This is a genomic window from Idiomarina sp. 29L (assembly GCF_004123135.1).
Classification (GTDB): domain Bacteria; phylum Pseudomonadota; class Gammaproteobacteria; order Enterobacterales; family Alteromonadaceae; genus Idiomarina.
On the sequence record NZ_SDJS01000001.1, the window covers coordinates 421484 to 445494 of the forward strand.

General features: G+C 47.1%; 23 protein-coding genes. 13 read left to right on the forward strand and 10 right to left on the reverse strand.

Annotation, left to right across the window (positions count from 1 at the left end; genetic code table 11):
• Nucleotides 1-36: 36 nt before the first annotated feature.
• The 9 genes from ftsB to rpoS all read left to right on the forward strand — a co-directional run bounded on the left by ftsB (nt 37) and on the right by rpoS (nt 6554).
• Nucleotides 37-318, forward strand: a complete 282-nt coding sequence (gene ftsB, locus EST55_RS02085) for a cell division protein FtsB (protein ID WP_100690277.1) — start codon at nt 37-39, stop codon at nt 316-318.
• A gap of 4 nt (nt 319-322) precedes the next feature.
• The gene (ispD, locus tag EST55_RS02090; protein ID WP_129496340.1) at nt 323-1060 is read left to right on the forward strand and encodes a 2-C-methyl-D-erythritol 4-phosphate cytidylyltransferase; all 738 of its coding nucleotides are present in this window, start codon (nt 323-325) and stop codon (nt 1058-1060) included.
• Nucleotides 1061-1072: 12 nt separating this feature from the next.
• A complete protein-coding gene (gene ispF, locus EST55_RS02095; RefSeq protein WP_129496341.1) occupies nt 1073-1552 on the forward strand; it encodes a 2-C-methyl-D-erythritol 2,4-cyclodiphosphate synthase in 480 nt (159 codons plus the stop codon).
• Nucleotides 1552-2607 carry a tRNA pseudouridine(13) synthase TruD gene (locus tag EST55_RS02100; RefSeq protein ID WP_129496342.1) on the forward strand — a complete coding sequence of 352 codons (1056 nt, stop codon included), beginning with the start codon at nt 1552-1554 and terminating at the stop codon, nt 2605-2607. The genes ispF and EST55_RS02100 overlap by 1 nt, the downstream gene beginning before the upstream one ends.
• Nucleotides 2604-3356 (forward strand): 5'/3'-nucleotidase SurE, encoded by a 753-nt coding sequence (surE, locus tag EST55_RS02105; protein ID WP_088768334.1) that lies wholly within the window; start codon nt 2604-2606, stop codon nt 3354-3356. Before EST55_RS02100 ends, surE begins: the two co-directional genes overlap by 4 nt.
• Entirely contained in the window at nt 3356-4000 is a 645-nt protein-coding gene (locus tag EST55_RS02110) for a protein-L-isoaspartate(D-aspartate) O-methyltransferase (protein ID WP_129496558.1), read from the forward strand. Before surE ends, EST55_RS02110 begins: the two co-directional genes overlap by 1 nt.
• Nucleotides 3997-4581 (forward strand): YqaA family protein, encoded by a 585-nt coding sequence (locus tag EST55_RS02115; RefSeq protein ID WP_100690273.1) that lies wholly within the window; start codon nt 3997-3999, stop codon nt 4579-4581. Before EST55_RS02110 ends, EST55_RS02115 begins: the two co-directional genes overlap by 4 nt.
• A gap of 2 nt (nt 4582-4583) precedes the next feature.
• Nucleotides 4584-5486, forward strand: coding sequence for a peptidoglycan DD-metalloendopeptidase family protein (locus EST55_RS02120; RefSeq protein WP_129496343.1), 903 nt, complete (start codon nt 4584-4586; stop codon nt 5484-5486).
• A gap of 78 nt (nt 5487-5564) precedes the next feature.
• Nucleotides 5565-6554 carry an RNA polymerase sigma factor RpoS gene (gene rpoS, locus EST55_RS02125; RefSeq protein ID WP_100690271.1) on the forward strand — a complete coding sequence of 330 codons (990 nt, stop codon included), beginning with the start codon at nt 5565-5567 and terminating at the stop codon, nt 6552-6554.
• A 59-nt stretch (nt 6555-6613) separates the two neighbouring features.
• On the opposite strand, the gene mutS is transcribed toward rpoS, so the two are convergent.
• Nucleotides 6614-9190: a DNA mismatch repair protein MutS gene (mutS, locus tag EST55_RS02130; protein WP_129496344.1), complete on the reverse strand. Its 2577-nt coding sequence runs from the start codon at nt 9188-9190 to the stop codon at nt 6614-6616.
• Between the two features lie 31 nt (nt 9191-9221).
• Here mutS and EST55_RS02135 point away from each other — a divergent pair, with 31 nt between their 5' ends.
• Both EST55_RS02135 and recA read left to right on the forward strand, forming a co-directional pair.
• Nucleotides 9222-9719 carry a CinA family protein gene (locus EST55_RS02135; protein WP_129496345.1) on the forward strand — a complete coding sequence of 166 codons (498 nt, stop codon included), beginning with the start codon at nt 9222-9224 and terminating at the stop codon, nt 9717-9719.
• A 107-nt stretch (nt 9720-9826) separates the two neighbouring features.
• Nucleotides 9827-10909, forward strand: a complete 1083-nt coding sequence (gene recA, locus EST55_RS02140) for a recombinase RecA (RefSeq protein ID WP_088768329.1) — start codon at nt 9827-9829, stop codon at nt 10907-10909.
• A 52-nt stretch (nt 10910-10961) separates the two neighbouring features.
• On the opposite strand, the gene EST55_RS02145 is transcribed toward recA, so the two are convergent.
• A complete protein-coding gene (locus EST55_RS02145) occupies nt 10962-12272 on the reverse strand; it encodes an anti-phage deoxyguanosine triphosphatase (RefSeq protein ID WP_129496346.1) in 1311 nt (436 codons plus the stop codon).
• Between the two features lie 79 nt (nt 12273-12351).
• Between EST55_RS02145 and rssA the strand changes: the two genes are divergently transcribed.
• Nucleotides 12352-13332, forward strand: coding sequence for a patatin-like phospholipase RssA (gene rssA, locus EST55_RS02150; RefSeq protein WP_100692231.1), 981 nt, complete (start codon nt 12352-12354; stop codon nt 13330-13332).
• Nucleotides 13333-13360: 28 nt separating this feature from the next.
• Here rssA and ggt read toward each other — a convergent pair whose 3' ends face one another.
• The 8 genes from ggt to pspF all read right to left on the reverse strand — a co-directional run bounded on the left by ggt (nt 13361) and on the right by pspF (nt 23142).
• Nucleotides 13361-15070, reverse strand: a complete 1710-nt coding sequence (gene ggt / locus EST55_RS02155; protein ID WP_129496347.1) for a gamma-glutamyltransferase — start codon at nt 15068-15070, stop codon at nt 13361-13363.
• A gap of 108 nt (nt 15071-15178) precedes the next feature.
• Nucleotides 15179-16708: a sodium/proline symporter PutP gene (gene putP / locus EST55_RS02160; RefSeq protein ID WP_129496348.1), complete on the reverse strand. Its 1530-nt coding sequence runs from the start codon at nt 16706-16708 to the stop codon at nt 15179-15181.
• Between the two features lie 24 nt (nt 16709-16732).
• Nucleotides 16733-17545, reverse strand: coding sequence for an ATP-binding cassette domain-containing protein (locus EST55_RS02165; protein ID WP_100692228.1), 813 nt, complete (start codon nt 17543-17545; stop codon nt 16733-16735).
• Nucleotides 17542-18534 (reverse strand): oligopeptide/dipeptide ABC transporter ATP-binding protein, encoded by a 993-nt coding sequence (locus EST55_RS02170; RefSeq protein WP_129496349.1) that lies wholly within the window; start codon nt 18532-18534, stop codon nt 17542-17544. Before EST55_RS02170 ends, EST55_RS02165 begins: the two co-directional genes overlap by 4 nt.
• Nucleotides 18534-19427, reverse strand: a complete 894-nt coding sequence (locus EST55_RS02175; RefSeq protein ID WP_100692226.1) for an ABC transporter permease subunit — start codon at nt 19425-19427, stop codon at nt 18534-18536. The genes EST55_RS02170 and EST55_RS02175 overlap by 1 nt, the downstream gene beginning before the upstream one ends.
• 1 nt (nt 19428) lies before the next feature.
• Complete coding sequence (locus tag EST55_RS02180) at nt 19429-20442, reverse strand: ABC transporter permease (protein ID WP_100692225.1); 1014 nt, start codon at nt 20440-20442, stop codon at nt 19429-19431.
• Nucleotides 20439-22070, reverse strand: a complete 1632-nt coding sequence (locus tag EST55_RS02185) for an ABC transporter substrate-binding protein (RefSeq protein WP_129496350.1) — start codon at nt 22068-22070, stop codon at nt 20439-20441. Before EST55_RS02185 ends, EST55_RS02180 begins: the two co-directional genes overlap by 4 nt.
• Nucleotides 22063-23142, reverse strand: coding sequence for a phage shock protein operon transcriptional activator (pspF, locus tag EST55_RS02190; protein WP_129496351.1), 1080 nt, complete (start codon nt 23140-23142; stop codon nt 22063-22065). The genes EST55_RS02185 and pspF overlap by 8 nt, the downstream gene beginning before the upstream one ends.
• Before the next feature lie 190 nt (nt 23143-23332).
• Between pspF and pspA the strand changes: the two genes are divergently transcribed.
• Nucleotides 23333-24010: a phage shock protein PspA gene (gene pspA, locus EST55_RS02195; RefSeq protein WP_088768318.1), complete on the forward strand. Its 678-nt coding sequence runs from the start codon at nt 23333-23335 to the stop codon at nt 24008-24010.
• The last annotated feature ends 1 nt before the right edge of the window (nt 24011 follow it).

Genomic DNA, 24011 nt, shown 5'->3' on the forward strand with positions numbered 1-24011 from the left:
TTCATAATGATAACAATAATAACAACGGAGCTGAGCATGCGGGTGACTCTGGTTGTGTTGTTGACCTTATTCCTGGCGCTACAATACCGTCTCTGGTTTGGGAAAAACAGTTTGCCAGATTATTGGCGTTTGCAACAGGAAGTCAGCAACCAAAAAATAACGAATGAAAATCTCGAACGGCGCAACCAACTGATTTACGCAGATATTGAAGACTTGCGTGACGGTGAAGATGCGTTAGAAGAGCGTGCTCGTAATGAACTGGGAATGATTAAAAAGGACGAAGTGTTCTTCCGTCTGGTTCCGGACAGAGCACAATAGCGATATGACAAGCACCGACCCCACCGAACACTGCAACGTTAAAGCGGTTATACCGGCAGCCGGCCACGGCAGCCGAATGCAAAGCAATATTCCTAAACAGTTTTTAACCGTTGGCGGTAAAACCTTATTACAGTACAGCATTGAAGCGGTATGCGCTGACCCGCGTGTAACCGAAGTGATAGTTGCGGTGTCTGATCCGGATTCAAACGACTTACCTGATGTTTCAGAGTTAGCGGTGTCGCAGACCGTTACTTATGTTCGTGGCGGCGAAACACGCGCTGAATCAGTGTGCAAGGGAGTTGAATACGCATTGGTTCAGGGGGCAACGCACGCACTGGTTCATGATGCGGCAAGGCCTTGCTTACCTAAAGAGGCGCTAGCCCGGGTCATTGATAGCGGGGTTGCCAGTCAGCACGGCGCTATTTTAGCCATTCCGGTTCGAGACTCTTTAAAGCGAGCCATGTCCTTGAACGACCAAGCTGCACATATCGAAGAAAGTGTTGAACGTGAGCACTTATGGCAAGCACAGACTCCGCAAGTGTTTCATGCACGAACGTTATTGAATGGTATCAATCACATGGGCGTGCACAATCCGCAACTGACCGATGAGGCCTCGGCAATGCAGTGGTTGGGGTATCAACCGGTTTTGATTGAGGGCGCTTTTAAAAATCTAAAGGTCACTCACCCGGAAGACTTTGAATGTGTTGTCAGCTGGCTGTTGGCACCCGTAACGACAGAATAAGGAAATAACTCAATGAAAATTCGAGTGGGTCATGGTTATGACGTGCACCGGTGGGGCGCTGATAAACCGTTGATTTTAGGTGGGATTGAAATTCCTCATTCACAGGGGCTGGAGGCGCACTCTGATGGTGACGTGGTTCTCCATGCTGTGACCGATGCGTTGTTGGGTGCTATGGCATTGGGCGATATTGGCAAGCTCTTTCCTGATACTGATGACAAATACAAAGGCGCGGACAGCGCACAACTTTTAGAGCATGCTGTTAATTTGTGTCAGCAGAAAGAATTTCAGGTCGGCAACATCGATATTACTATTGTCGCTCAAGCACCGAAGATGGCCCCTTACATTGACGACATGCGTTCGCGTATCGCGGGCTGTTTAAAAACCTGCGTAGATAACGTCAATGTTAAAGCAACCACAACGGAGAAGCTGGGGTTTGTTGGGCGGGAAGAAGGCATTGCCTGCCATGCAGTCGTGCTGATGGAGTCGTTTTAATGTTGGCACCAGAACAAGTTAATTGTCAGGAGTTAGCGGCTCTAAACGCCGGTGAAAAGCCAAACGTTGCTTTTAAAGCGTCGCCCGAAGACTTTCAGGTTATCGAACAACTCAATGTTGACGATGAGCAAGAGGGTGAGCATCAATGGCTATGGGTGAAAAAGAGGGGAGCCAATACGGCCTTTTGCGCTGAGAAAATTGCCCGTTTTGCCGGCGTGTCGCCAAAGCAAGTCAGTTACTCTGGTCTGAAAGACAGACAAGCGATTACCTGGCAATGGTTCTCCATACAGCTACCGGGTAAAGACACGTTGGACTGGCAGCAACTCAACGATGACGAAATGACAGTTGAGCGTGTTATCAGGCGCACGAAAAAGTTACGCAGTGGCCTACATACCGGCAACCGCTTTGTCATTCGCTTACACAATGTCAGCGATATGGCGCTTTTGAAAAAACGCTGGCATCAAGTCACACAGAGCGGTGCTATCAACTACTTTGGTGAGCAGCGCTTTGGCCGTTTCGGCGATAACGTGGCCGAAGCCGAAAAGTGGATATTGGCTAGCCGTCCTAAACGACTATCGAAAACCAAACGAGGGCTTTATTTATCGGCGTTGCGGAGTTATCTGTTTAATTTAATAGCGTCAGAGCGCGTTAAGCAATTGGGTGCAGACGCTTTATTAGACGGAGACTGTGCAGTATTGGCTGGTTCTAACTCGATGTTTACGGTTGAACAGTGGGACGACGAACTTAAGCAACGGCTTAGCAGTAACGATATTGAAATTGCATTGCCTCTGCCAGGTTCGGCTAAAAAGACGATGACTGCAGGTGAGTCGGCAGCGTTTGAAAATAGACTGTTGGCGCCTTACGAAAGCTGGATAGAGGCGTTAGCCAAGCTTCGGGTTGATGAAGCCCGGCGTGCCTGGAAAGTCATTCCCGCTGAAGCGGAACTTAATGAACTTGACGAAGCTACCGTTGAGTTGAGTTTTACTCTGCCTTCCGGTGCTTATGCAACAACGATTTTAAATGAAATTGCGACAATAAGTGGTGAACCCAAATGATGAAAATTTTGCTGAGTAATGATGATGGTGTGCATGCTCCGGGAATTCGGGCGCTTTACCTGGCATTAAAAGAAGTAGCTGAAGTGCGGGTCATTGCGCCGGATAGAAACTGCTCTGGCGCAAGTAACTCGTTAACGCTGCACAACCCACTTCGTATTCGCAAGCTGGATAATGGCTTTTACTCGGTGAATGGCACACCAACAGACTGTGTTCACTTAGGCACAAACTCACCCATAGCGGAAGACGTCGATTTAGTGGTTTCGGGTATTAATGACAGTCCAAACATGGGTGACGACGTTTTGTATTCCGGCACGGTGGCTGCGGCGATGGAGGGGCGCTTTATGGGATTGCCGTCAATTGCTGTTTCTATGGGGGGTCGAGGTCACGACTATTATGAGACGGCGGCAAAAATTGTTGCAGATATTGTGTCTGACATGGAAAAAGCGCCGTTGCGTTTAGATACCGTGCTTAACATTAATGTGCCCTATACCACTTACGATAAGTTGAAAGGTACGAAGGTAACGAAGCTAGGACGTCGTCACCGTGCGGATACGATGGTGCACGATCGCGACCCTTTTGGTAACGAAATTTTTTGGTATGGTCCAATCGGACATCATACGAGTGATGAGCCTCAAACTGATTTTGCGGCAATTCATGACGGATATGTGTCCATTACGCCATTAAGTCTCGATATGACGGCTCAGCGCCATACCGATACGTTAACGGAGTGGTTAGATCAGAAAAAATGATGAAGACAATCAGTGGACAGGCGCGAGCCAAAAAGCTTATCCAGCAATTGAGCGATCTGGGTATTACCAACCAGCAAGTGTTGCAGGTTATAGCTGAAACGCCGCGCCATGTATTTATGCCGGAGTCATTAGCCCATAAGGCGTACGAGAATACCGCACTGCCTATTGGTAATGGACAGACTATTTCGCAGCCATTAATGGTCGCGACAATGACCCAGTTATTGATGCAACACGACTGTCACAATGTATTGGAAATTGGTACTGGTTCTGGCTATCAAACCGCGATACTGGCTCAGTTGGTCGATAAAGTTTTTAGCGTAGAGCGCATTGCTCAGCTGCAATATCAGGCCAAGCGCCGACTGCGTCAATTAGACTTGCACAATGTGTCAATGCGACATGGTGATGGTTGGAAAGGTTGGAGCAGTAAAGCGCCTTTTGACGGTATTATTGTCACAGCGGCCGCTAGTGAAGTGCCAACCGACTTAGTGGCACAGCTAGCCGATGGTGGCGTCATGATTATCCCGGTTGGCGGTACAAATGAATCCCAAAGTCTGACGGTTATTCGTCGTTTTGGTGACAGCGTTGAACAGCAGCAAATTGGTGATGTTCGGTTTGTGCCTTTAGTGAAAGGAGAGCTCAGTTGAAGCTGTTTTCTGCGCTTTATGACAGAGTGTTAAGTTGGTCTGAACATCCTCGAGCAAAAGCTATTTTGGCTTTACTCAGCTTTTCGGAGTCCGTTATTTTTCCCATTCCACCAGACGTCATGTTGGCGCCAATGGCGATGACGCAACCGGACAAAGCCTGGCGCTTGGCGTTCTTAACAACGGTAAGCTCAGCTGCCGGTGGGGTGCTTGGTTATTTTCTTGGGTTCTGGGCGTTTGAAACCGTGGTTTTGCCTGCCGTTGAAACTTTGGGTTATGAAAGCAAACTCGAAGTTGTCAAAAGCTGGTTTGCAACCTGGGGTTTTTGGATTGTCTTTATTGCGGGTTTTTCGCCGATTCCTTATAAGTTGTTTACGGTGACCGCGGGCGTTATGCAAATTGCGTTTTTCCCGTTTTTATTAGCGTCGGTTATTAGTCGCGGTTTGCGTTTTTATCTGGTGGCGTGGCTGCTTAAAACCGGTGGGCCGAAAATGGCTGTAAAACTTCGTGAATATGTTGATCGAATAGGCTGGTCACTGGTAATACTATTGCTAATAGCTTACTTAGTGATGCAATTGGTTTAGGGATGCGACTGAAAAACGGGGTGCTAACAAGCTTAATTATGTTTGCCTTGCTGCCAATTGTGCTGCAAGGGTGCAGCAGTCGCTCTCAGCCGGCTCCTGTTGATACCTTGTATACCGGCAAAACATACCGGGATTTTCAGCCTAACTCGTTAGATGCCAAAAAGTACGAAGTACAAAAAGGAGAAACCCTTTATTCAATTGCGTTTCGCGCCAACATGGACGTTGATGACATAGCTCGGTTGAATAACTTAGCAAGACCTTACACCATATACCCGGGTCAGACACTGGACTTGGTGGGCAGTGCAAAAAGTACCGGTACCAGTGAACCAACTCAAAGATCTCAAAGTAATAAAAAAACAGCAGATCGCGCACAAAATAATATAAAAACGCCCGTTGCCAAGACTCAGAAGAAAGAGTATGGTCAAAAAGTAGGCACAAAAAAAACAGTGAAAAAACAAGCCGATACTCGCAAACAAAGGCGCCAAAAGTCGGTACGGGTAAGGACTGAAGCGGCAATGCCGAGCAACGCCGAGTTAGCTTGGGAGTGGCCGTCGACAGGAAAGGTTATTGAACGTTTTTCACTGAAAGACAGAGGAAATAAAGGGCTCGATTTTGCGGGTAACAGGGGTGACCCGGTAAAAGCTGCCGCAGCGGGTAAAGTGGTTTATGTCGGAAATGCGCTTAGAGGTTTTGGTAATTTAATCATTTTGAAACATAACGATGATTATATTACTGCCTATGCCCACAATGAGGACATTCTCGTCAAAGAACAAGAATGGGTGGACACAGGTGAAACGATAGCCCGCATGGGGGACTCGGGTGCAAAAGGTGTTAAATTGCATTTTGAGGTTCGTTTCAGAGGTAAGTCGGTGAATCCTGAGCATTATTTGCCGAGCTCTCGCTAGTGACGTGGAAATAATAATAACAAGATATGGAGGTCGACGTGTGCATTAACACGGTTTTCAGATTAACAGGAGCTTGTTATGAGCCAGATAAAGGAAGAAGCTGTCGACACTATCGAAATCAACGAGGAAGAAGCGCTACTTGAAAACGCAGATGAAGCGCAACAGTCCGCAACGAGCTCTGATGAGGAGTTAGAAGAGGCGCTATCATCGTCCTCGAGTCAATATCAAAAGAAAATGGATGCCACTCAGCTTTACTTAGGTGAGATAGGCTTTTCTCCATTACTGACCGCTGAAGAAGAGGTCTTTTATTCACGACGTGCGTTAAAAGGCGATAAAGCCGCTCGTCGGCGCATGATTGAAAGTAATCTTCGATTGGTGGTTAAAATTGCCCGCCGCTATTCAAACCGGGGCTTAGCGTTACTGGATTTAGTGGAAGAGGGGAATTTAGGTCTTATTCGTGCGGTTGAAAAGTTTGATCCGGAACGAGGATTCCGTTTTTCAACCTACGCCACTTGGTGGATACGCCAAACCATTGAGCGGGCAATTATGAACCAAACCCGCACCATTCGTTTACCCATTCATGTGGTTAAAGAGCTGAATATCTACCTGCGAGCAGCACGTGAACTGGCGCACAAGCTTGACCATGAGCCAACAGCGGAAGATATTGCTAAGAGTCTGGATAAGCCGGTTGGTGATATTACTAAAATGCTGCGTTTGAATGAGCGCATAGCATCGGTCGATACGCCAGTGGGAGGCGAAAACGATAAAGCTTTGCTGGATATTCTGGCGGACGAAGATGATCACGGTCCAGAAGGTGTGCTTCAGGATGAAAACCTGAAAACGAATATTACTGACTGGCTGGAGTCACTCAACGATAAGCAAAAAGAAGTGCTTGCGCGTCGCTTCGGCTTGCTGGGATATGAAGCATCAACGCTTGAAGACGTCGGTCGTGAAATCGGCTTAACTCGAGAGCGTGTTCGTCAAATCCAGGTGGAAGCGTTAAGAAAGCTAAGAGATTCACTCAAGCAGCAGGGACTAACGTTGGACTCTCTTTTTGCCGGACAATAATGGCTACTAGCTATCGGAGAAAAACGAAGGGCTCGGTACTTACCGAGCCCTTTCTCTTTTTATAGTTTACTTTTCCAAGTAAAGAGTAATTCAAGCGCTTGCCTTGGACTTAAATCGTTTAAGTCGGTGGTTTGAAGCTGTTCGATAATTGGGTTTGGTCTTTCAGGTTCAAGCGGCAAACTCGGCTGCTTTTCAGTGGGCTTTGCTGGCATTGATTTGTGGCTACCATGATGCGCTGTTTCCAACTCTTTTAATTTAAGTTTTGCTTGTTGAATAACATGCTCTGGTACACCGGCCAGTTTTGCCACTTGCAAGCCAAAGCTTTGGTTTGCCGCGCCCTCACTGACCGTGTGCAAAAAGGCAATGGTATCGCCGTGCTCTTTGGCATTCACGTGAACGTTGCTGGTCGCAGGCAATTCGTCTGCCAGTTCCGTCAGTTCAAAATAGTGAGTTGCGAACAGCGTTAAACATTGCAGTTTCTGCGCCAGATAATCAGCACAGGACCATGCTAGCGACAAACCGTCGTAGGTTGATGTGCCGCGACCAATTTCGTCCATAAGTACAAGGCTATTTGGCGTAGCATTATGCAAAATGTTTGCGGTTTCCGTCATTTCAACCATAAAAGTCGAGCGGCCAGAAGCCAGGTCATCAGATGCTCCGATACGCGTGAAAATTCGGTCAATACAGCCAATGCGAGCTGTCTTAGCCGGAACATAGCAACCCATGTGCGCCAGAATCACAATAAGTGCGGCCTGACGCATATAGGTTGATTTACCGCCCATATTGGGGCCGGTGATCATGAGCATGCGCTGTGAATTATTTAAGGCAACATCATTTGCTATGAATGGGGTTTCGCTGAGTTGCTCAATAACGGGGTGTCGTGCCTGTTCAAGCTCGACCAGACTGGAGTCGTCGGTAAGTTCAGGCCGGCAGTAGTCCCAATTGTTAGCCAGCTGGGCGAAGCAGCTGAGGGTATCCAGTTGCGCTAACGATGATGCTGTTCTTTGCAAATCAGCAACGTAAGGCATTAGCTGTTCGAAGAGTTGATCGTATAACCATTTTTCTCTTGCCAGTGATCGCGCTTGTGCGTTAAGAACCTTGTCTTCATGCTCTTTAAGCTCAGGCACAATGTAACGCTCTGTGTTTTTTAATGTTTGGCGTCGTTGGTAATGATCAGGCACTAATTCCGCGTTTTGCCGGCTCACTTCAATAAAATAGCCATGTACCTTGTTATAACCGACCTTTAAGGTCGTAATACCGGTTTGTTGGCGCTCCCGCTGCTCCAGCTGATGAAGGTAGTCGGTGGCCCCGGTGGCTAGATCCCGCAGGTCATCCAGCTCACTGTCGTAGCCTTCGGCAATAACGCCGCCATCTCTAATCAATAAAGGCGGATTATCGATAACAGCACGCTCTAAGCGATCAACCACTTCAGGGAAAAGCAAAATAGCCTCGTTCAATTGGTTGAGGCTTTGGTGCTGTAATTGGCTTTTAATATCAGGCAGCTGCTTCAGACTGTCTCTTAAACGGGCAAAGTCTTTAGGTCGGGCGGTTCTTAAGCCAACCCGCGCAACGATACGCTCAATGTCTGATAGCGACTTCAGGCTGGTTTGCAAAGGCTCGTAAGCGTTATTTTCCAATAGGGCTGCAACCGCATCGTAGCGTTTATTTAAGGCGTGCTGATTTCGAATTGGACGCTGTAGCCAACGTTGAAACTGGCGGCTGCCCATGGCCGAGGCTGTTTTATCCAATACTGCCGATAAATGTGTGTTAGCGTCGCCCAGGCTTTGTTGTAATTCAAGGTTACGGCGAGTAGCTGCATCTAGAATAAGGGCATCACTAGGGTGCTCTGTAACAATCGACTGGATATGCGGTAACGCCGAGCGCTGAGTTTCTTTTACATAGTGAAGAATAGCCCCTGCCGCGCCTAGTGTTGGTTCGTCAGCTTTAAGCCCAAAACCTTCCAAGTGCTGCGTAGCGAACTGTCGAGTTAATAATTCGAATGCGGTTTTTTGTTCAAACTCCCAGGTTGGACGGCGTTTGCAGTTCGCCTTAGCAAGCGGTAATCCGGCCAGTGACATGGTATCGGGATACAGCAACTCGGCCGGTTCCAGACGTTGCATTTCTGCGGCAAGTTGCTCGTGGGAGTTAGCTTGCGTTAACCAAAAACGTCCGCTGCTAAGCTCTAGACTAGAAATTGCATACAGGTCGTCTTTCAAGGCCGATATAGCGACTAACAGTTTTTGTTGTCGTTCGGTCAGTAGCGACTCATCGGTTACTGTACCCGGCGTAACAATGCGAACGACCTCGCGTTCGACAGGCCCTTTACTCGTGGCAGGGTCGCCAATTTGCTCACAAATAGCGACAGACTCACCTAAATTGACGAGTCGCGCTAAATAGTTTTCAACCGCGTGGTAGGGAACGCCGGCCATTGGAATGGGTTCGCCGTTGCTTTGTCCGCGAGCGGTCAGTGAAATATCGAGAAGTTCTGCTGAACGTTTTGCGTCGTCGAAAAATAGCTCATAAAAATCCCCCATACGATAGAATAAAAGCATGTCCGTATGTTGCGCTTTTATACGTAAGTATTGCTGCATCATTGGGGTATGTGATTGGATATGTTTTTCAGAAAAATCAGGCATAGTTGAGTTATTTTTATCTGGAGCCAATGTTATGGTAACAACCACAGTTATTACGCCGCAAACCTTAGAACTCGCGGAACAGCTCGGTCAATGCTTGTTGGAAAAACAGCAAACAATTGCCACTGCAGAGTCCTGTACCGGAGGGGGAATAGGATACGCTATTACGGAAGTGGCGGGAAGTTCTGCTTGGTTTAATGGCGGATTAATCACCTATACTAACGACCTGAAGCGACAGCTACTGAATGTGAGTCAGAGAACGCTTGAAAAAGATGGGGCTGTGTCAGCAGAGTGCGTTAAGCAAATGGCACTTGGCGCGCAGGCGCAGTGCAATTCGTCATGGGCGATTGCAGTCAGTGGTGTGGCAGGACCAAGTGGTGGGAGTGCTGACAAGCCGGTCGGATTGGTTTGGATGGCTTTATTGGGACCCGGATGCGAGGAAGTTTGGTCGCAAGTCTTTTCTGGTAACAGACAGAGGGTAAGAGCCCAAACTATCGACGAGGTCTTAAAAAAGGCAATAAAAAATCTTTGATTACAGTGGCTTACCTGTAATTATGGAAAACTTTTTAATGAACACTTGATACTGTAAAAACGTACAGTATACTGTGTATAAAACCAGTAATTAATGCGGAGCTTAAAATGAGCAATGATCGTCAAAAAGCGTTGGATGCAGCGCTCGGGCAAATCGAACGTCAATTTGGTAAAGGATCTATCATGCGGTTGGGTGACAACCAGACGTTGGATATTGCCTCTGTTTCAACAGGTTCGTTAGGGCTAGATATTGCTCTTGGCATTGGTGGTTTACCCTTTGGACGAGTCATAGAAATTTATGGACCGGAGTCCAGTGGTAAAACGACAATGACTTTAGAAGTTATTGCTGAAGCCCAAAAAATGGGGAAAACCTGCGCTTTTGTTGACGCTGAGCACGCACTCGATCCTATCTACGCTGAAGCTCTAGGCGTTAACGTAGATGACTTGCTTGTGTCTCAGCCTGATACGGGAGAGCAAGCACTGGAAATTTGCGATATGTTGGTTCGTTCCGGTGCTGTTGATGTTGTGATTGTTGACTCGGTAGCTGCCTTAACACCTAAGGCCGAGATAGAAGGCGAAATGGGTGATAGTCATGTTGGCTTGCAGGCTCGTTTAATGTCACAAGCGCTTCGTAAATTAACGTCAAATATTAAAAAGTCGAACACCATGTGTATTTTCATCAACCAGATTCGTATGAAAATTGGTGTGATGTTCGGTAACCCTGAAACCACAACCGGTGGTAACGCACTGAAATTTTATTCCTCTGTTCGTTTGGATATTCGCCGTACGGGTGCCTTGAAAGAAGGTGATGAAGTTGTCGGTAACGAAACTCGTGTGAAAGTGGTTAAGAACAAGGTTGCACCTCCGTTTAAAGAAGCAAACTTCCAAATTTTGTATGGTAAGGGCATCTCTAAAGAGGGTGAGTTGATTGACTTGGGTGTTAAACACAAGATGGTTGATAAAGCGGGGGCTTGGTACAGCTATAAAGGCGATAAAATTGGCCAGGGCAAAGCAAACTCAATGAAGTTCTTGCAAGAAAACCCTAAAATAGCGGATGAATTGGAAAGCAGAATACGTGAACTTTTGCTGTCTAAGCCTGAAAAGAAAACAAAAGAAGATCGTGAAGCAGAGAGAGCGGCTGCAAAAGAAGCAGAAAACTCTCCAGAGCCAAGCGATGACAATGTTTTGTAAGTTGAATTGTTAATGGTGAAAGTAAAAAGGCCCCGGATGTATCCGGGGCCTTTTAAATTGATGGGTTTATTGCAAAGAGTTGTTGATACAGTTTTGCCGCATAAGCGTCGGTCATGCCGGATAAGTAATCTGAAATAACCCGAGGGGCATTGTTTCCATGCTCTTGCTCGTGCAGGTAGCGTAAGCGAGTATTTGCTGGAAGCAGTCTTTCTGGCTCGACAGAAAGCACATCAAACAACTCCATGATTATTTGCTGCCCTTTAAACTCCTGCGCCTGCATTTCAGGTTTGCGAATAACCCACTTAAAAATGAATTCTTTTAATGCATTAAGCAACTGCTTCTCGGCATCTCCAAGTGTAACTTGGTACTGTAACAACGGACATTCAAAGTCGTTGTCTGTTTTTATCAAGGTTGCAGAAGTAACCAGGCGGTTGACCAAGCTACCAATGGCTCCTTTGCGCTCATAATGATCATCGGAAAACAGTGCATGAGTCAGTGATTCAGCGTTAAAGTCAGGCAGAGCGCTTTCTAAAGACTGCAACCTGTCAAACATATACTTCATCCAGTGCTCACGCTGAATAAGACCAACAACTATGGCGTCTTCTAGGTCATGTACACCATAGGCAATATCATCGGCCGCTTCCATAATAGACGCATCAACGCTTTTTAAAGCGCTGCGGCCGTGTTTAGTGGTTTGTGGCTCTGCTGAAAGTGACTGAAAGGCTTGTTTGTCACTAGTCGATAATGGGGCAAGCACCCAGTCTAATTGGGCTGTGTCATCGTTATATAAGGCTTTAGGGGGTAACCATTGCCGGGTCGGTAAATGCTTAAAGTTACTGACATCTTCAGGTAATTGTTCGCGGCGAACCTGGCTGGCTAGAACAGGGTACTTCAATAGCCCGAGTAAAGTGCGACGGGTTAAATTCATGCCATGCTCTGGCGTGTAGGCTTCAAGTCTGGTGACTATACGGAAAGTTTGGCCGTTACCCTCAAAGCCACCGTTATTGCGCATCATGTAGTTCAAAGCAATTTCACCGCCATGTCCAAAAGGTGGATGTCCAATGTCATGCGCTAAGCACAGAGACTCTAATAATGGTTCTGAAAACTCAAGAGATGCTGAAAGCTCTGGGTGTTGGTGACTTAAATGAACAATAAGACTTGCGCCAATTTGGCTGGCCTCTAATGAGTGGGTTAAGCGAGTTCTTGGAAAGTCGTGCATACCCACGTACATAACCTGAGTTTTTGCCTGTAGCCGTCTAAATGCGGCGCTATGCAATATTCTGGCTTTATCTCGCTGGAATGGGGTACGGGTGTCATTGGGTCGCGTGCTTGATGTGTTAACTTGACGGTCAGTCCAGGGCATAGATAGCTCAGGTAGGTTGTTGAAAACTCAGTAATCATAGTACGATACTTAAACAAATTAAAAAAGTGGGAAAAATCACATGTCGGAAGTGAAAGTTGCATTAGCTCTAGGCTCTGGAGCGGCTCGTGGTTGGTCACATATTGGGGTTATTAAAGCCCTCGAAGAAATGGGTGTGCGCATTAATATGGTGGCAGGTACTTCCATTGGCTCACTAGTTGGAGCGGGTTATGCGTCTGGACGCCTGGCTGAAATAGAGCAATGGGTGCAGGGCATGAGTCGCTGGGAAGTTTTCAATCTACTGGACTTTGGTTTTAACCAAGGCGGTATTATTGGTGGCGAAAAAGTGTTTAATCATGCGCGGGAGGCGTTTGGACAACGAAATATAGAAGATCTACCGATTACCTATGGTGCGGTGGCTACCGACTTATACAGTGGTCGGGAGATTTGGCTTCGAGAGGGCGACTTATATGACGCCTCCCGAGCTTCTTGCGCCATGCCAGGCGTTCTCTCTCCCAAGGCGTTTGACGGGCGTTGGCTAATTGATGGTGGGCTTGTTAATCCTGTACCGGTCTCACTGTGTCGCGCATTAGGAGCTGATTTTGTCATAGCGGTACACCTAAATTCACAACTCAATGCAAAAGCCATGGAGAAACGTGCACGGAGTATTCCACCCCAAACGGAAGCCGAGCAGCTTGAGAAAGAAAAAGGCATGCCACATAGCCATGACGAAGATAACGAAAACGGCTTTTTCGATAACCTATGGTCAGGTAGCAAAGAATATTTGGATAGCTTCAAAGAACGTTTTAGAAATAACGGGCATAAAGCGCCAGGTATGTTTAGTGTCATGGCAAGTTCTATTGATATTATGCAGGAGCGTATTACTAAGGCTCGTATGGCGGGCGATCCGCCGGATATTTTAGTGCAGCCCAAACTTGGCCACATCGGTATTATGGAGTTTTATCGTGGGCAGGAGGCTATTGATATTGGTTATGACACGACTACACGGATGCGTGATTTGATCATGGATGAAATTGAGTTATACAGAGAGCGCCGCGGTTAAGCGGCGCCCAAACTTTTAAACGTGTTCTTTAATAGCCAGCTGCGTGCCCGTCTTTGCGGCTTTCAGAGGCGCCAATATAAACATCCTGTTCGTGGTCTTTCCAAATAGCCTGATAGCCGCCATAAGGACCGACTGCTTCCTGCAGCGTATGTCCCATTTTTATCAGTTCGCGTCGAGTGTTCTTAGAGAAGCCGTTTTCCAGACTGACAACACCGCCGTCGGACATGACAGAGCCAGTTGGCTGGCTTGAACCTGTATGCAGAATGCGAGGCGCATCGCCGGCTTCTTGCAGGTTCATGCCAAAATCAATCAGGTTAATGAGGATTTGTGCATGCATTTGAGGTTGTGTGGCGCCGCCCATAACGCCGTAACTCATTAATGGTTTCCCGTCTTTGGTCACAAAAGCGGGAATGATGGTGTGGAAAGGGCGTTTGCCTGGTTCAAACACATTGCGATGATTCGCATCCAGTGCAAACAGTTCGCCGCGGTTCTGCAAAACAAAGCCTAGGCCTGTTGGTGTCACTCCTGAGCCCATCCCCCGGTAGTTACTTTGAATGAGCGAGACCATATTGCCGTCTTTGTCAGCGGTTGTTAAATAAATGGTATCGCCTTGTGTCGGTGGATTACCCGGCTCGTATGAGCGGCCTGCTTTGTTTGGGTTAATGAGTTCAGCGCGCTCCTTGGCGTAACCTTTATCTAATAAACCTTCTACCGGCACATCGTTAAATGCTGGATCAGAATAGTATTTTGCACGATCCTCAAATGCCAGCTTCTTAGCCTCGACAAAATGATGAATATACTCAGGACTGTCAAAGCCCATGGCACTCAGGTCATATTGCTCAAGTATATTGAGTATTTGCTGCGCTGCTATACCTTGGGTGTTAGGAGGTAACTCCCAAAGATTATATCCGCGATAATTAGTAGAAACAGGGTTAACCCAAGTCGATTCATGCTCTGCTAAATCTTCGTATGACAGAAAGCCCCCGTGTTTCTCTACAAACTCGTCGATAGTACGGGCAATTTCGCCTTTATAGAATGCGTCACGACCTTTATTGGCCAACAGTTTGTAAGTGTTAGCTAAGTCGGGGTTTTTAAAGCGCTCGCCTTTTTCAGGGACGTCGCCGTCTTTCATAAACACGTCAGCGAACCCGGGTTGGTCAGCGAGTACTGAGGCGTTTCGATCCATGTAGTAGGCGATAACTTCAGTTACCGGAAAGCCTGACTCTGCGTAGTTAATAGCCGGCTGCAGCACGCTTTCCATGTCTAATTGACCGAAACGGTCATGAAGTTCAAACCATCCATCGACTGCGCCAGGAACCGATAGAGGTAGTACACCACGAGGAGGAATTGACTCATAGCCGTTTTCCTTAAAGTACTCCAGCGACAAACTCTTTGGAGAACGGCCTGAAGCATTGAGCCCATAGAGTTTTTCTGATTCGGCATCCCATACAATGGCAAATAAATCGCCACCAATACCATTTCCAGTCGGTTCAACTAAGCCAAGAACTGCGTTTGCTGCAATAGCGGCATCAATAGCGTTTCCGCCTTCTTGCATAATATCCAGTGCGACTTGAGTTGCTAACGGTTGGCTTGTCGCCGCCATTGCCGTTGGTGCCATAGCCTCTGAGCGAGTGGCAAAATGATGACCGGTAATGCGGTCACTGGCCGCTGCGGGGAGGGTTGAAGCCGCACATGTAAAAGCAAGAGCGGCTGAAGCAATAATATTCAGTCGTGCCATAGTGTTTACCTTGTTAGTCGTGTTGTACTCACTATAGACTGACAATTAGAAACAAAAAAGACCAGCACGATGGGCTGGTCTTTTTATAGGTTCAAGGCGAGTGGCTAGTTAGCCTTTTTTGTCACCGTGATAGTAATCATCGATAACACTTTCCATTTCTTCAAACTTGTCTTGTAGCTCTTTTTCAGGTTCAGCAGTTAATTTACTGAAAATGATGATAGCTAACGTTGACAGGATAAAGCCTGGAACAATTTCGTAGACGTAAGCAGATAACTGCTCGCCACCAAAGGTTGGGCCGTAAATCCAGAATAGCACTGTGATAGCACCTGCCAGCATACCGGCGAGCGCACCATTACGGTTCATACGTTTCCAGAACAGGCTCAGAATAACCACCGGGCCAAATGCGGCACCGAAGCCAGCCCATGCGTTACTGACTAAGCTTAGAATGGTATTTTCTGGGTTCCATGCCAACCAAATAGCCACTAACGAAACAGCCAATACTGACATGCGACCGACGAATACCAGTTCTTTTTCACTCGCGTCTTTACGTAAGAAAGCTTTATAAAAGTCTTCTGTCAGCGAGCTCGAGCTAACCAGTAGCTGTGAAGAAATGGTACTCATAATAGCGGCTAAAATAGCGGCTAGCAGGAAACCACCAATTAATGGATGGAATAAGAACTGCGAGAAAATGATGAAGATAGTTTCAGCATCCGGCAAGCTCATTTTGGTTTCCGCAACATAAGCAATGCCGACGAAGCCCGTTGCCATAGCACCGATAATAGATACCGTCATCCACGAGATACCAATGCGGCGTGCGGCTTTTACATCACTGACTGAGCGAATTGCCATGAAACGCACAATAATGTGCGGCTGACCAAAATAACCAAGACCCCATGCAAGCAGCGAGATAATACCTAAGGTACCCAGTATTTCGCCGGTTGCGCCGTCTTTAAAAAAGGCTAAGAAGTCAGGATTTATTTCACTCACCTGACCGACAACACTGCTATAACCACCAAGCTCAGCAAAGGCGACGATAGGCACCAGGACCAGAGCAACGAACATGATGCAGCCTTGTACAAAATCGGTCATGCTCACGGCTAAGAAACCGCCAAATAAGGTATAAGCACACACAACACCGGCCGTTACCCATAGACCCGTGGTGTAATCCATGCCAAACGAGCTGTCGAATAGCTTACCGCCGGCAACCAAGCTGGCAGAAGTGTACAAGGTGAAGAATATGATAATAACCACCGACGAGAATATACGTAGTCTGCGGCCTTTATCATTAAAGCGGTTCGCAAAGTAATCGGGAATCGTAATGGAGTCGTTTGCGACTTCGGTATAGGTTCTTAAACGCGGTGCCACGATAACGTAGTTAAGATACGCGCCAATGACCAGACCCACTGCAATCCACAGCTGCGAGACGCCTGAGACATAAATTGCACCGGGTAAGCCCATCAGCATCCAACCACTCATGTCAGATGCACCCGCAGATAACGCGGTAACGCCAGGACCGAGGCCTCGACCACCTAGCATGTAGCCTGATACTGAGTCAGTTGACTTTTTGTAGGCGTAAAGACCAATACCTAGCATGACGATAAAATACGCTGCTAGTGATATCAGAGTACCTGTTTCCACATTAAACTCCTGTTGTTTTGGTTTTTAGTCAGCGATCTTTTTTGCTTTGTCGCTTTTGAATTTAATCTGCTTATTTAAGTGGTCATGCAGCAACTGATGAACATAAGGTTGCTGATCATCACCTAGTACTATGTCTGTTTTATCAAACACGATCATTTTACCACGATATAAAATTAATATCTTATCAGCAATGTGTTTCACGATTTGCGGTGAATGGGTCACTAAAATATACGAAATACCCATATCTTGCTGGAGATCGAGCATAAGGTTAATAATTTGAGCTCTAACGGATGGGTCGAGCCCAACCAAGGCTTCATCGGCAACGACAATCTGAGGCTCCAGAATGATAGCCCGAGCAATACAAACACGCTGCTTTTGACCGCTCGACAGCATATGCGGATAAAATTCACCGTGTTCAGTCAGCATTCCTACGCGACGCAGCGCAATGTCGACTTTTTCATTGCGTTCTTGCGCGGTTAAGTCCGTATTAAATTTTAACGGCTCTTCGAGTTGTTTTCGAAGCGTCAAATGGGTATTCAATGAGTTTTCGCTGTCCTGGAAAATCATTCGAATATTATGGCAACGCTGCTGATAATGCTGGTTATGGAGCTTTTGCCCATTCAACCAGAGCTCGCCTGAGCTGGGGCTGTCAACGCCGGCAATGATCTTAGCCAGTGTTGATTTACCAGAGCCTGTCTCCCCCATGACCGCCAGTGTTTCGCCTGCCTCAATATGAAAAGACAAAGGCTCAATCGCCACGGATTTTTTGCTCCATGGCCACGCTTTGCGAGGGCGGTAGGTTTTTCCCAGATTTTTCACTTCCAGTAGATGGCTCATGACTCAGGCTCCACAAGTGGGAAGTGACAATGAAAAACCCGCTGTTGTTGGTGTGTTGCCAGGGGCGCTTTAACGCACTGCTTTTGAGCATAAGGACAACGCGGTCCGAGTCGGCAGCCAATGGGCATGTGACGTAATGTAGGAATAGCTCCGGGCAGAGTTGGCAAACGCGCTTTATGGGGCAGCTCCTGCTGAGTTTGTAGTGACATTCTTAACATTGAGTCAGTGTAAGGGTGAGCAGGGTTCGTTATGAGCGCTTCTGCTGGCCCGGTTTCCATGAGCTGACCACAATACAACAAGGTCAACTGTTTGGTTTCGGGCAAAATTGAGGTTAAATCCTGCGATATGAGCAGCACTGACATATCTTGGCTAACCGCCAGCCGGGCTAACAACCGATGAATTTGTAGTTTTGTCGATGGCTCCATTGCTGTGGTTGGTTCGTCTGCAATAAGAAGACGAGGGCGGTGAGCGATGGCAATAGCGATACTGACTTTTTGTGCGACCCCTTGTGAAAGCTCAAATGGGTAACTATCAATAACTGACTCGTGATCGCGAATACCTACGCGGTGCAATAATCGTTTAACACGTGTTTTTCTGTCCACACGGCGTCTCATAAAGGTACCGCGCACGTCGCCCTCAGGAATGGCTTCAACAATTTGCTGTTCGACAGTACTGTTTGGGTCTAAATAGGAATAGGGGTCTTGAAAAATCATCGCCATGTCACGGCCGGTAATGGCGCGGCGTTGCTTAGTGGTCATTGCTAATAAGTCTTTGCCATTCCACCAAAGCCTATCTGCCGTGACATCCCAGTTAGGGCTGGCAAAACCAACAATGGCTTTTGCCAGCAGGCTTTTACCCGAACCGGACTCGCCGACAAGACTGTGAATTTCGCCTTTACCGAGTTGTAAGTTCACTTTATCTAACACCCGGACGGTGCCGTGCGGCGTTTTCATTTCAACGGTTAAATTGCGGATATCAAGTAACTGCATTAACTGTTCACCCTTTCGCTGAGCGCGCGGCGTAAGCTGTCGCCAACAATATTTATCGACATTATCGTGACGAATAGGGTAACGCCCGGCAACACCATTGACCAAGGCGATAAATAAACTTCGTCCAGGCTGCGTGCAAGCATGCTGCCCCACTCAGGCGTTGGGGACTGTATGCCAAGACCGAGGAAACTTAGTGCCGCAATATCCATAATGGCAACCGATAAAGACACCGTCAGTTGCATGACCAATATGGGCGTTATATTAGGCAAAATCACCCGATACAACAGATAGCGTTTAGAACAACCGTTAAGGCGTGAAGCGGTGACATAGTCTTTTTGCCATTCCTGATGCACGGCGTTGCGGGTCACGAAAATAAACTGCGGTATCAATGACAACGTAATGGCCAGCGCAACGTTAAATAATCCGGTGCCCAGTATTGCAATGATGATAAGCGCCATTAAAAAAGACGGAATAGACAGCAGGGTGTCAAATACCCGCGAGAATGTTTGATATTTAATGGTCCGGTCAATGCCCAACACAGCGCCGATAATCATGCCAACGATCGATGAACTGGCGACCATAAGAATAGGCAGTCCTAAACTGTAAATACTGCCAATGAGCAACCGAGACAACATGTCCCGGCCCAAATCATCGGTTCCCATAAGGAACTGAATATTGCCTTGATCCGTCCAGGAGGGCGGCAAAGACACTGCGTTAGCAAACTGCATGGAGGTGCTATATGGCGCAAGTAGGGGCGAGAAAATAACCACGAGAATCATTGCCAGCAGTATGTACAATGCCGTCATGGACAGCAGACGCTGATTAAAGCGCCGCCAAACTAACGTCAGCGGGCTTGGGTTCTCGTCTTTGTAGTAAAGGTTAATATGCGGCATGTTATTCGTGCCTTACAATAGGGAATCGCCATCCACGATAGAGATCCACGATTAAGTTAAACAGTAAAATGGTAAAGGCGATGATAAGTACACAAGCCTGTATGACCGGAAAGTCCCTTTCGAATATCGCTCGTACCAGCCAGTTGCCTATGCCGGGCCAGTTAAATATGGACTCAATAACAATACTGTTACTGAGTAGAAGGCTGAAAATCAGTGGTACTTGCTGCAAAACCGATTGCGTTGCGTTGGGCACCGCGTGTTTTAATAAGACCTGAAACTCATTAAGACCACGTGCTCGTGCCGCTTTCACATAGGGTTTTTGTAGCATTTCCTGAGTGGCATTACGCATCAGCCTTAGAAGCAGCATCATTGGCATTATCGATAATATAATGACTGGCAGAATCAAGTGTTTGAGTGCATCTTGAAAGGCCGCCGCTTTATAGTCCGAGTGGCTCAATGCAATATCAAGCAAAATGGCTCCGGATTTAGGCGCGATGCCATACAGTGGATTTATTTGTCCAGTTATAGGCAGCCAGTCAAGTTTGACGGCGAAAAATAGAATCAGTAGCTGAGCAAGCCAGAACACGGGAATTGAATAGCCGGCCATTGCCAGGCTGATGACGCTTTTGTCAATAGGCCCCCGAAACTGCGTGGCGGCCAAAACGCCGCTGGGTACGCCAATAAGAACCGCCAGAACCAAAGCGCCGATAATGAGCTCAAGCGATGCGAAGAGGTGTTGGTACGCCTGTTTAAAGACATAGTCTCCTGAACTCAATGACGCTCCCCAATTGCCTGAGAGAAGGTGCTGCATGTAATTAATGTATTGTAAGGCAATATTTTTATCGGTGCCTCTGGCCTCCGATAGGATCGGGTAGTAATCACTAAAAGTCCGTACCCCAGTCATGTTAGTGAGTGCGTCGCCAGGGAAGAAGAAGTTCAATGAGAAGGTGAATACCGTCAGCAAAAAGAACGCGATAATAAAGACAAATAAACGGCTGCTAAGGTAACGAATCATTGGGCGTTCTCCTCAGCCGGTGTCACTTTGGTGGCTAAACGAAAGTTAATGCCGCCATACGGCGGTAACTGCACACCTCGAACCGTCTTTTTTTGCGCCTGGTAGCGACGTGAGTGAGCAATAGGCAAAAGGGGTAATTGTTGATTCAGAATGTGTTGTGCACTTTGATACAACGCTTTTCGCTCTGCGGCATCAGTGGTTGATATGGCTTCGTAGAGCAACTCATCAAAGCCTGGATGACACCAGTTGGCGCGATTTCCTCCGGTAGCGACGGCAGCGCAGCTTAGCAGTGGCCTGAAGAAGTTATCAGGGTCAGCGTTATCAGCGTACCAACCGATTAAAACGGTATCGTGCTCGCCGCGTGACAAGCGTCGTCTGAAGGTATTCCACTCATAAGAGACAATACGTGCATTGACGCCAACCTGGGCAAGATCTGACTGCATGAGTTCGGCCATGCGGCGTGCGTTAGGGTTGTAAACCCGTTGTACCGGCATTGCCCAAATATTAATAGTCAATTGCTCATATCCGGCTTCTTCAAGTAGCTTTCTGGCTTTTTCGGGATCGTAGCCGTATTGAATGCCCTGGTTGTCGTAAGCCCAGGATGTTGGGGGTAATATTGAGCGTGCCAGCTCTGCGTTACCGTAATAAATAGTGTCAATAATCGCCTGGCGGTTAATAGCATGACTAAGCGCCTGTCGAACTAACGGGTCATCAAACGGTGGCTTTTTTGTATTAAAAGCCCAAAAAGAGACATTAGGGCTTACTTCATTTGTGACCACAATATCGTCGCGATTGAGCGCTTGAAGCTCACTGATTAGCGGGTAGGGAATAACATCACATTCGCCGGTCACTAACTTCAGCATTCGCTTGTTGGCGTTAGGGGTAATTGAGTAAACAAGCTGCTCAATACCCGGACCCTCCCGCCAATATTCAGGGTGCTTTGTGTAGCGTATCAATACATCTTTGCGGAAGCTTTCGAAACGATAAGGTCCGGTGCCTATCGGCTTTAAGTCAATTAAATAAGGTACGTCTTTTACTGAGAGTTGTTGTGCATACTCTGCTGAGAGAATAATCGCAAAGTCGGTAGCCAAATTTGCCAAAAAGGAGCTATCGGCGTTATTCAGCACGATGTCGACGGTCATTTCATCGACTTTGATAACCTTCTGAATCAGTTTATCCAGACCGGTAGCGCTAAAGAATGGATAGCTGCCGCCACCGACGTTGTGATAAAGGCTGGTTTCATCAAGCCAGCGGTTAAAGCTAAAGCGAACGTCTTCTGCGTTAAAGTCACGGGTTGGTGAAAAGTAATCGGTTGAGTGAAACTTGACGTCTTCACGCAAATAGAAGCGATAACGGGTGCCGTTGTCGAGCGGCTCCCAGCGCTTGGCGAGCGCCGGTACAAAGGTTTGCTTTTCAGCGTCGTAGTCAATCAGTCGGTCATAAAGTTGGGCGGCGGTCGCATCAACAGTCGTGCCCGATGTGATGAGCTGTGGGTTGAAAGTATCAGGATTTCCCTCTGAGCAATAAATAATGCCTTCTGATAATGGAGTCACTTCTTCTGTACCAGGCTCGCAGCCAGCAAGTAATATCGTTGTTGCTGAAATGAGTAAAGAAAGCGCTTTAGTCATTATTTGCGGCCGCCCCGTCCAGCAGTTGGTATTTCTTTAAATAGCCTCTGAGCTGATGATAGGTTAAACCAAGATAAGATGCTGTCTTTTTTTGATTAAACTGCGATAGACGCAGCGCTTGTTTGAGTAATTCTTTTTCATAGTCCTGCGACAGCTGCTTAAATTCGACCGGCTCATCGGCTTTTAATACAGAAGTGACTCTTGAGTCATTAGCATCGCCAGACGCTTCAGGTGCTGATCTCAGCGCTGACGAAGCGGCTGTGCGTGCCGTTGCTGAAACGCCGGGACGAAATGGGCTGTCAAACGGATCCAAGACAATATCATTGATAGGAACATGACCATTGCCTAAGCGGTAAAGGCTCCGTTCCACCGTATTTTTAAGCTCCCGAACGTTGCCGGGCCAGTCATAATTCAGCATGATTTTACGCGCTTTTTCGGTAAAACCACTGAACAATTCTAATTCCATTTCCCGAGCCATAGACACCGCAAAATGCTCCGCTAACAACATAATGTCTTCACGTCGCTCTCTAAGCGGAGGCAGTGTTATAACGTCGAAGGCTAAACGGTCGAGTAAATCAGAGCGAAACTCACCCTGCGCTGCAAGCGTCGGTAAATCTTCATTGGTTGCCGCAATTAAGCGAGTATCGACTTTTACCGGCTGACGTCCTCCGACACGTTCAAATTGACCGTATTCGATGACGCGCAACAGCTTTTCCTGAACTCGTAATGATGTGTTCGCCAGCTCATCTAAAAATAAAGAGCCACCATCGGCTCTTTCAAAACGCCCCTCATGACGCTTAGCGGCGCCGGTAAACGCGCCGGCCTCGTGCCCGAACAGCTCGCTGTCTAATAAATTTTCGTTTAAGGCTGCGCAGTTGAGCGTTAGGTATTGTTGTTGCCAGCGTTGCGATAGGTAATGACAACGCGCTGCTATGAGTTCTTTACCGGTACCGCGTTCACCAATGATAAGTACGGGCTTATTCAGCGGAGCTATTTGCGAAACCTGCTCCAGAACTTCAACAAAGCTGTTGGATTGGCCAATTAAATTGTCTGACGGACGCGAGTTACTCATCGACTGAGCCTTAATTATAGTTATTTTTGCTAATTATTAGTCTATTTCACGAACCGGGGCAATACCCGACTCTGTCACAAAATATAAAAAACCTTAATATTCAGCTAATTACTAATTTTTAAAAAGTTGGCTCGATACTTGAATAATGTATGAGCGAATAAATCATTAGCTATGTAAGAGGTAATTTATTATGGGTATTTTTTCACGTTTTAGCGATATCGTGAACTCTAATATCAATGCGTTATTAGATAAAGCCGAAGATCCGCAAAAAATGGTGCGTCTGATTATCCAGGAAATGGAAGACACATTGGTTGAAGTTCGTTCAACATCAGCTCGACTGTTAGCTGAGAAAAAAGATATTCAACGCCAACAGGAGCGCATGGAAAAAGAAGTCGCGGACTGGGAAGCGAAAGCGGAGCTTGCTTTAAGTAAGGAACGCGAAGACTTAGCTCGACAGGCGCTGATTGAAAAAAGCCGCGCGCAGGATAATGTCGATGCGTTACAGAATGAAATGCAGCGTGTTGATGAGTCGCTGGATAAACTGAACGATGAAATTGCGCAGCTTCAAGAAAAATTGGCTGATGCTAAGTCGCGTCAAAAAGCAATCCTTATGCGTCAGAAGACTGCAAGTAGCCGATTACAGGTGAAAAAACAGGTCGATAGCTCTAAAGTAGATGATGCCATGCAGCGTTTTGACCGCTACGAGGCAAAAATTGATGACTTAGAAGCACAAGTAGAGTCTTATGATATGGGTAAACGCAGCTTGCGCGACGAGTTTGCTGAATTGGAAAATGAAGGCAAAGTTGATGAAGAGTTGGAAGCTCTGCGCGCTCGCATGAAATCAAAGTCGTCTAAAGACTCTGAATAAA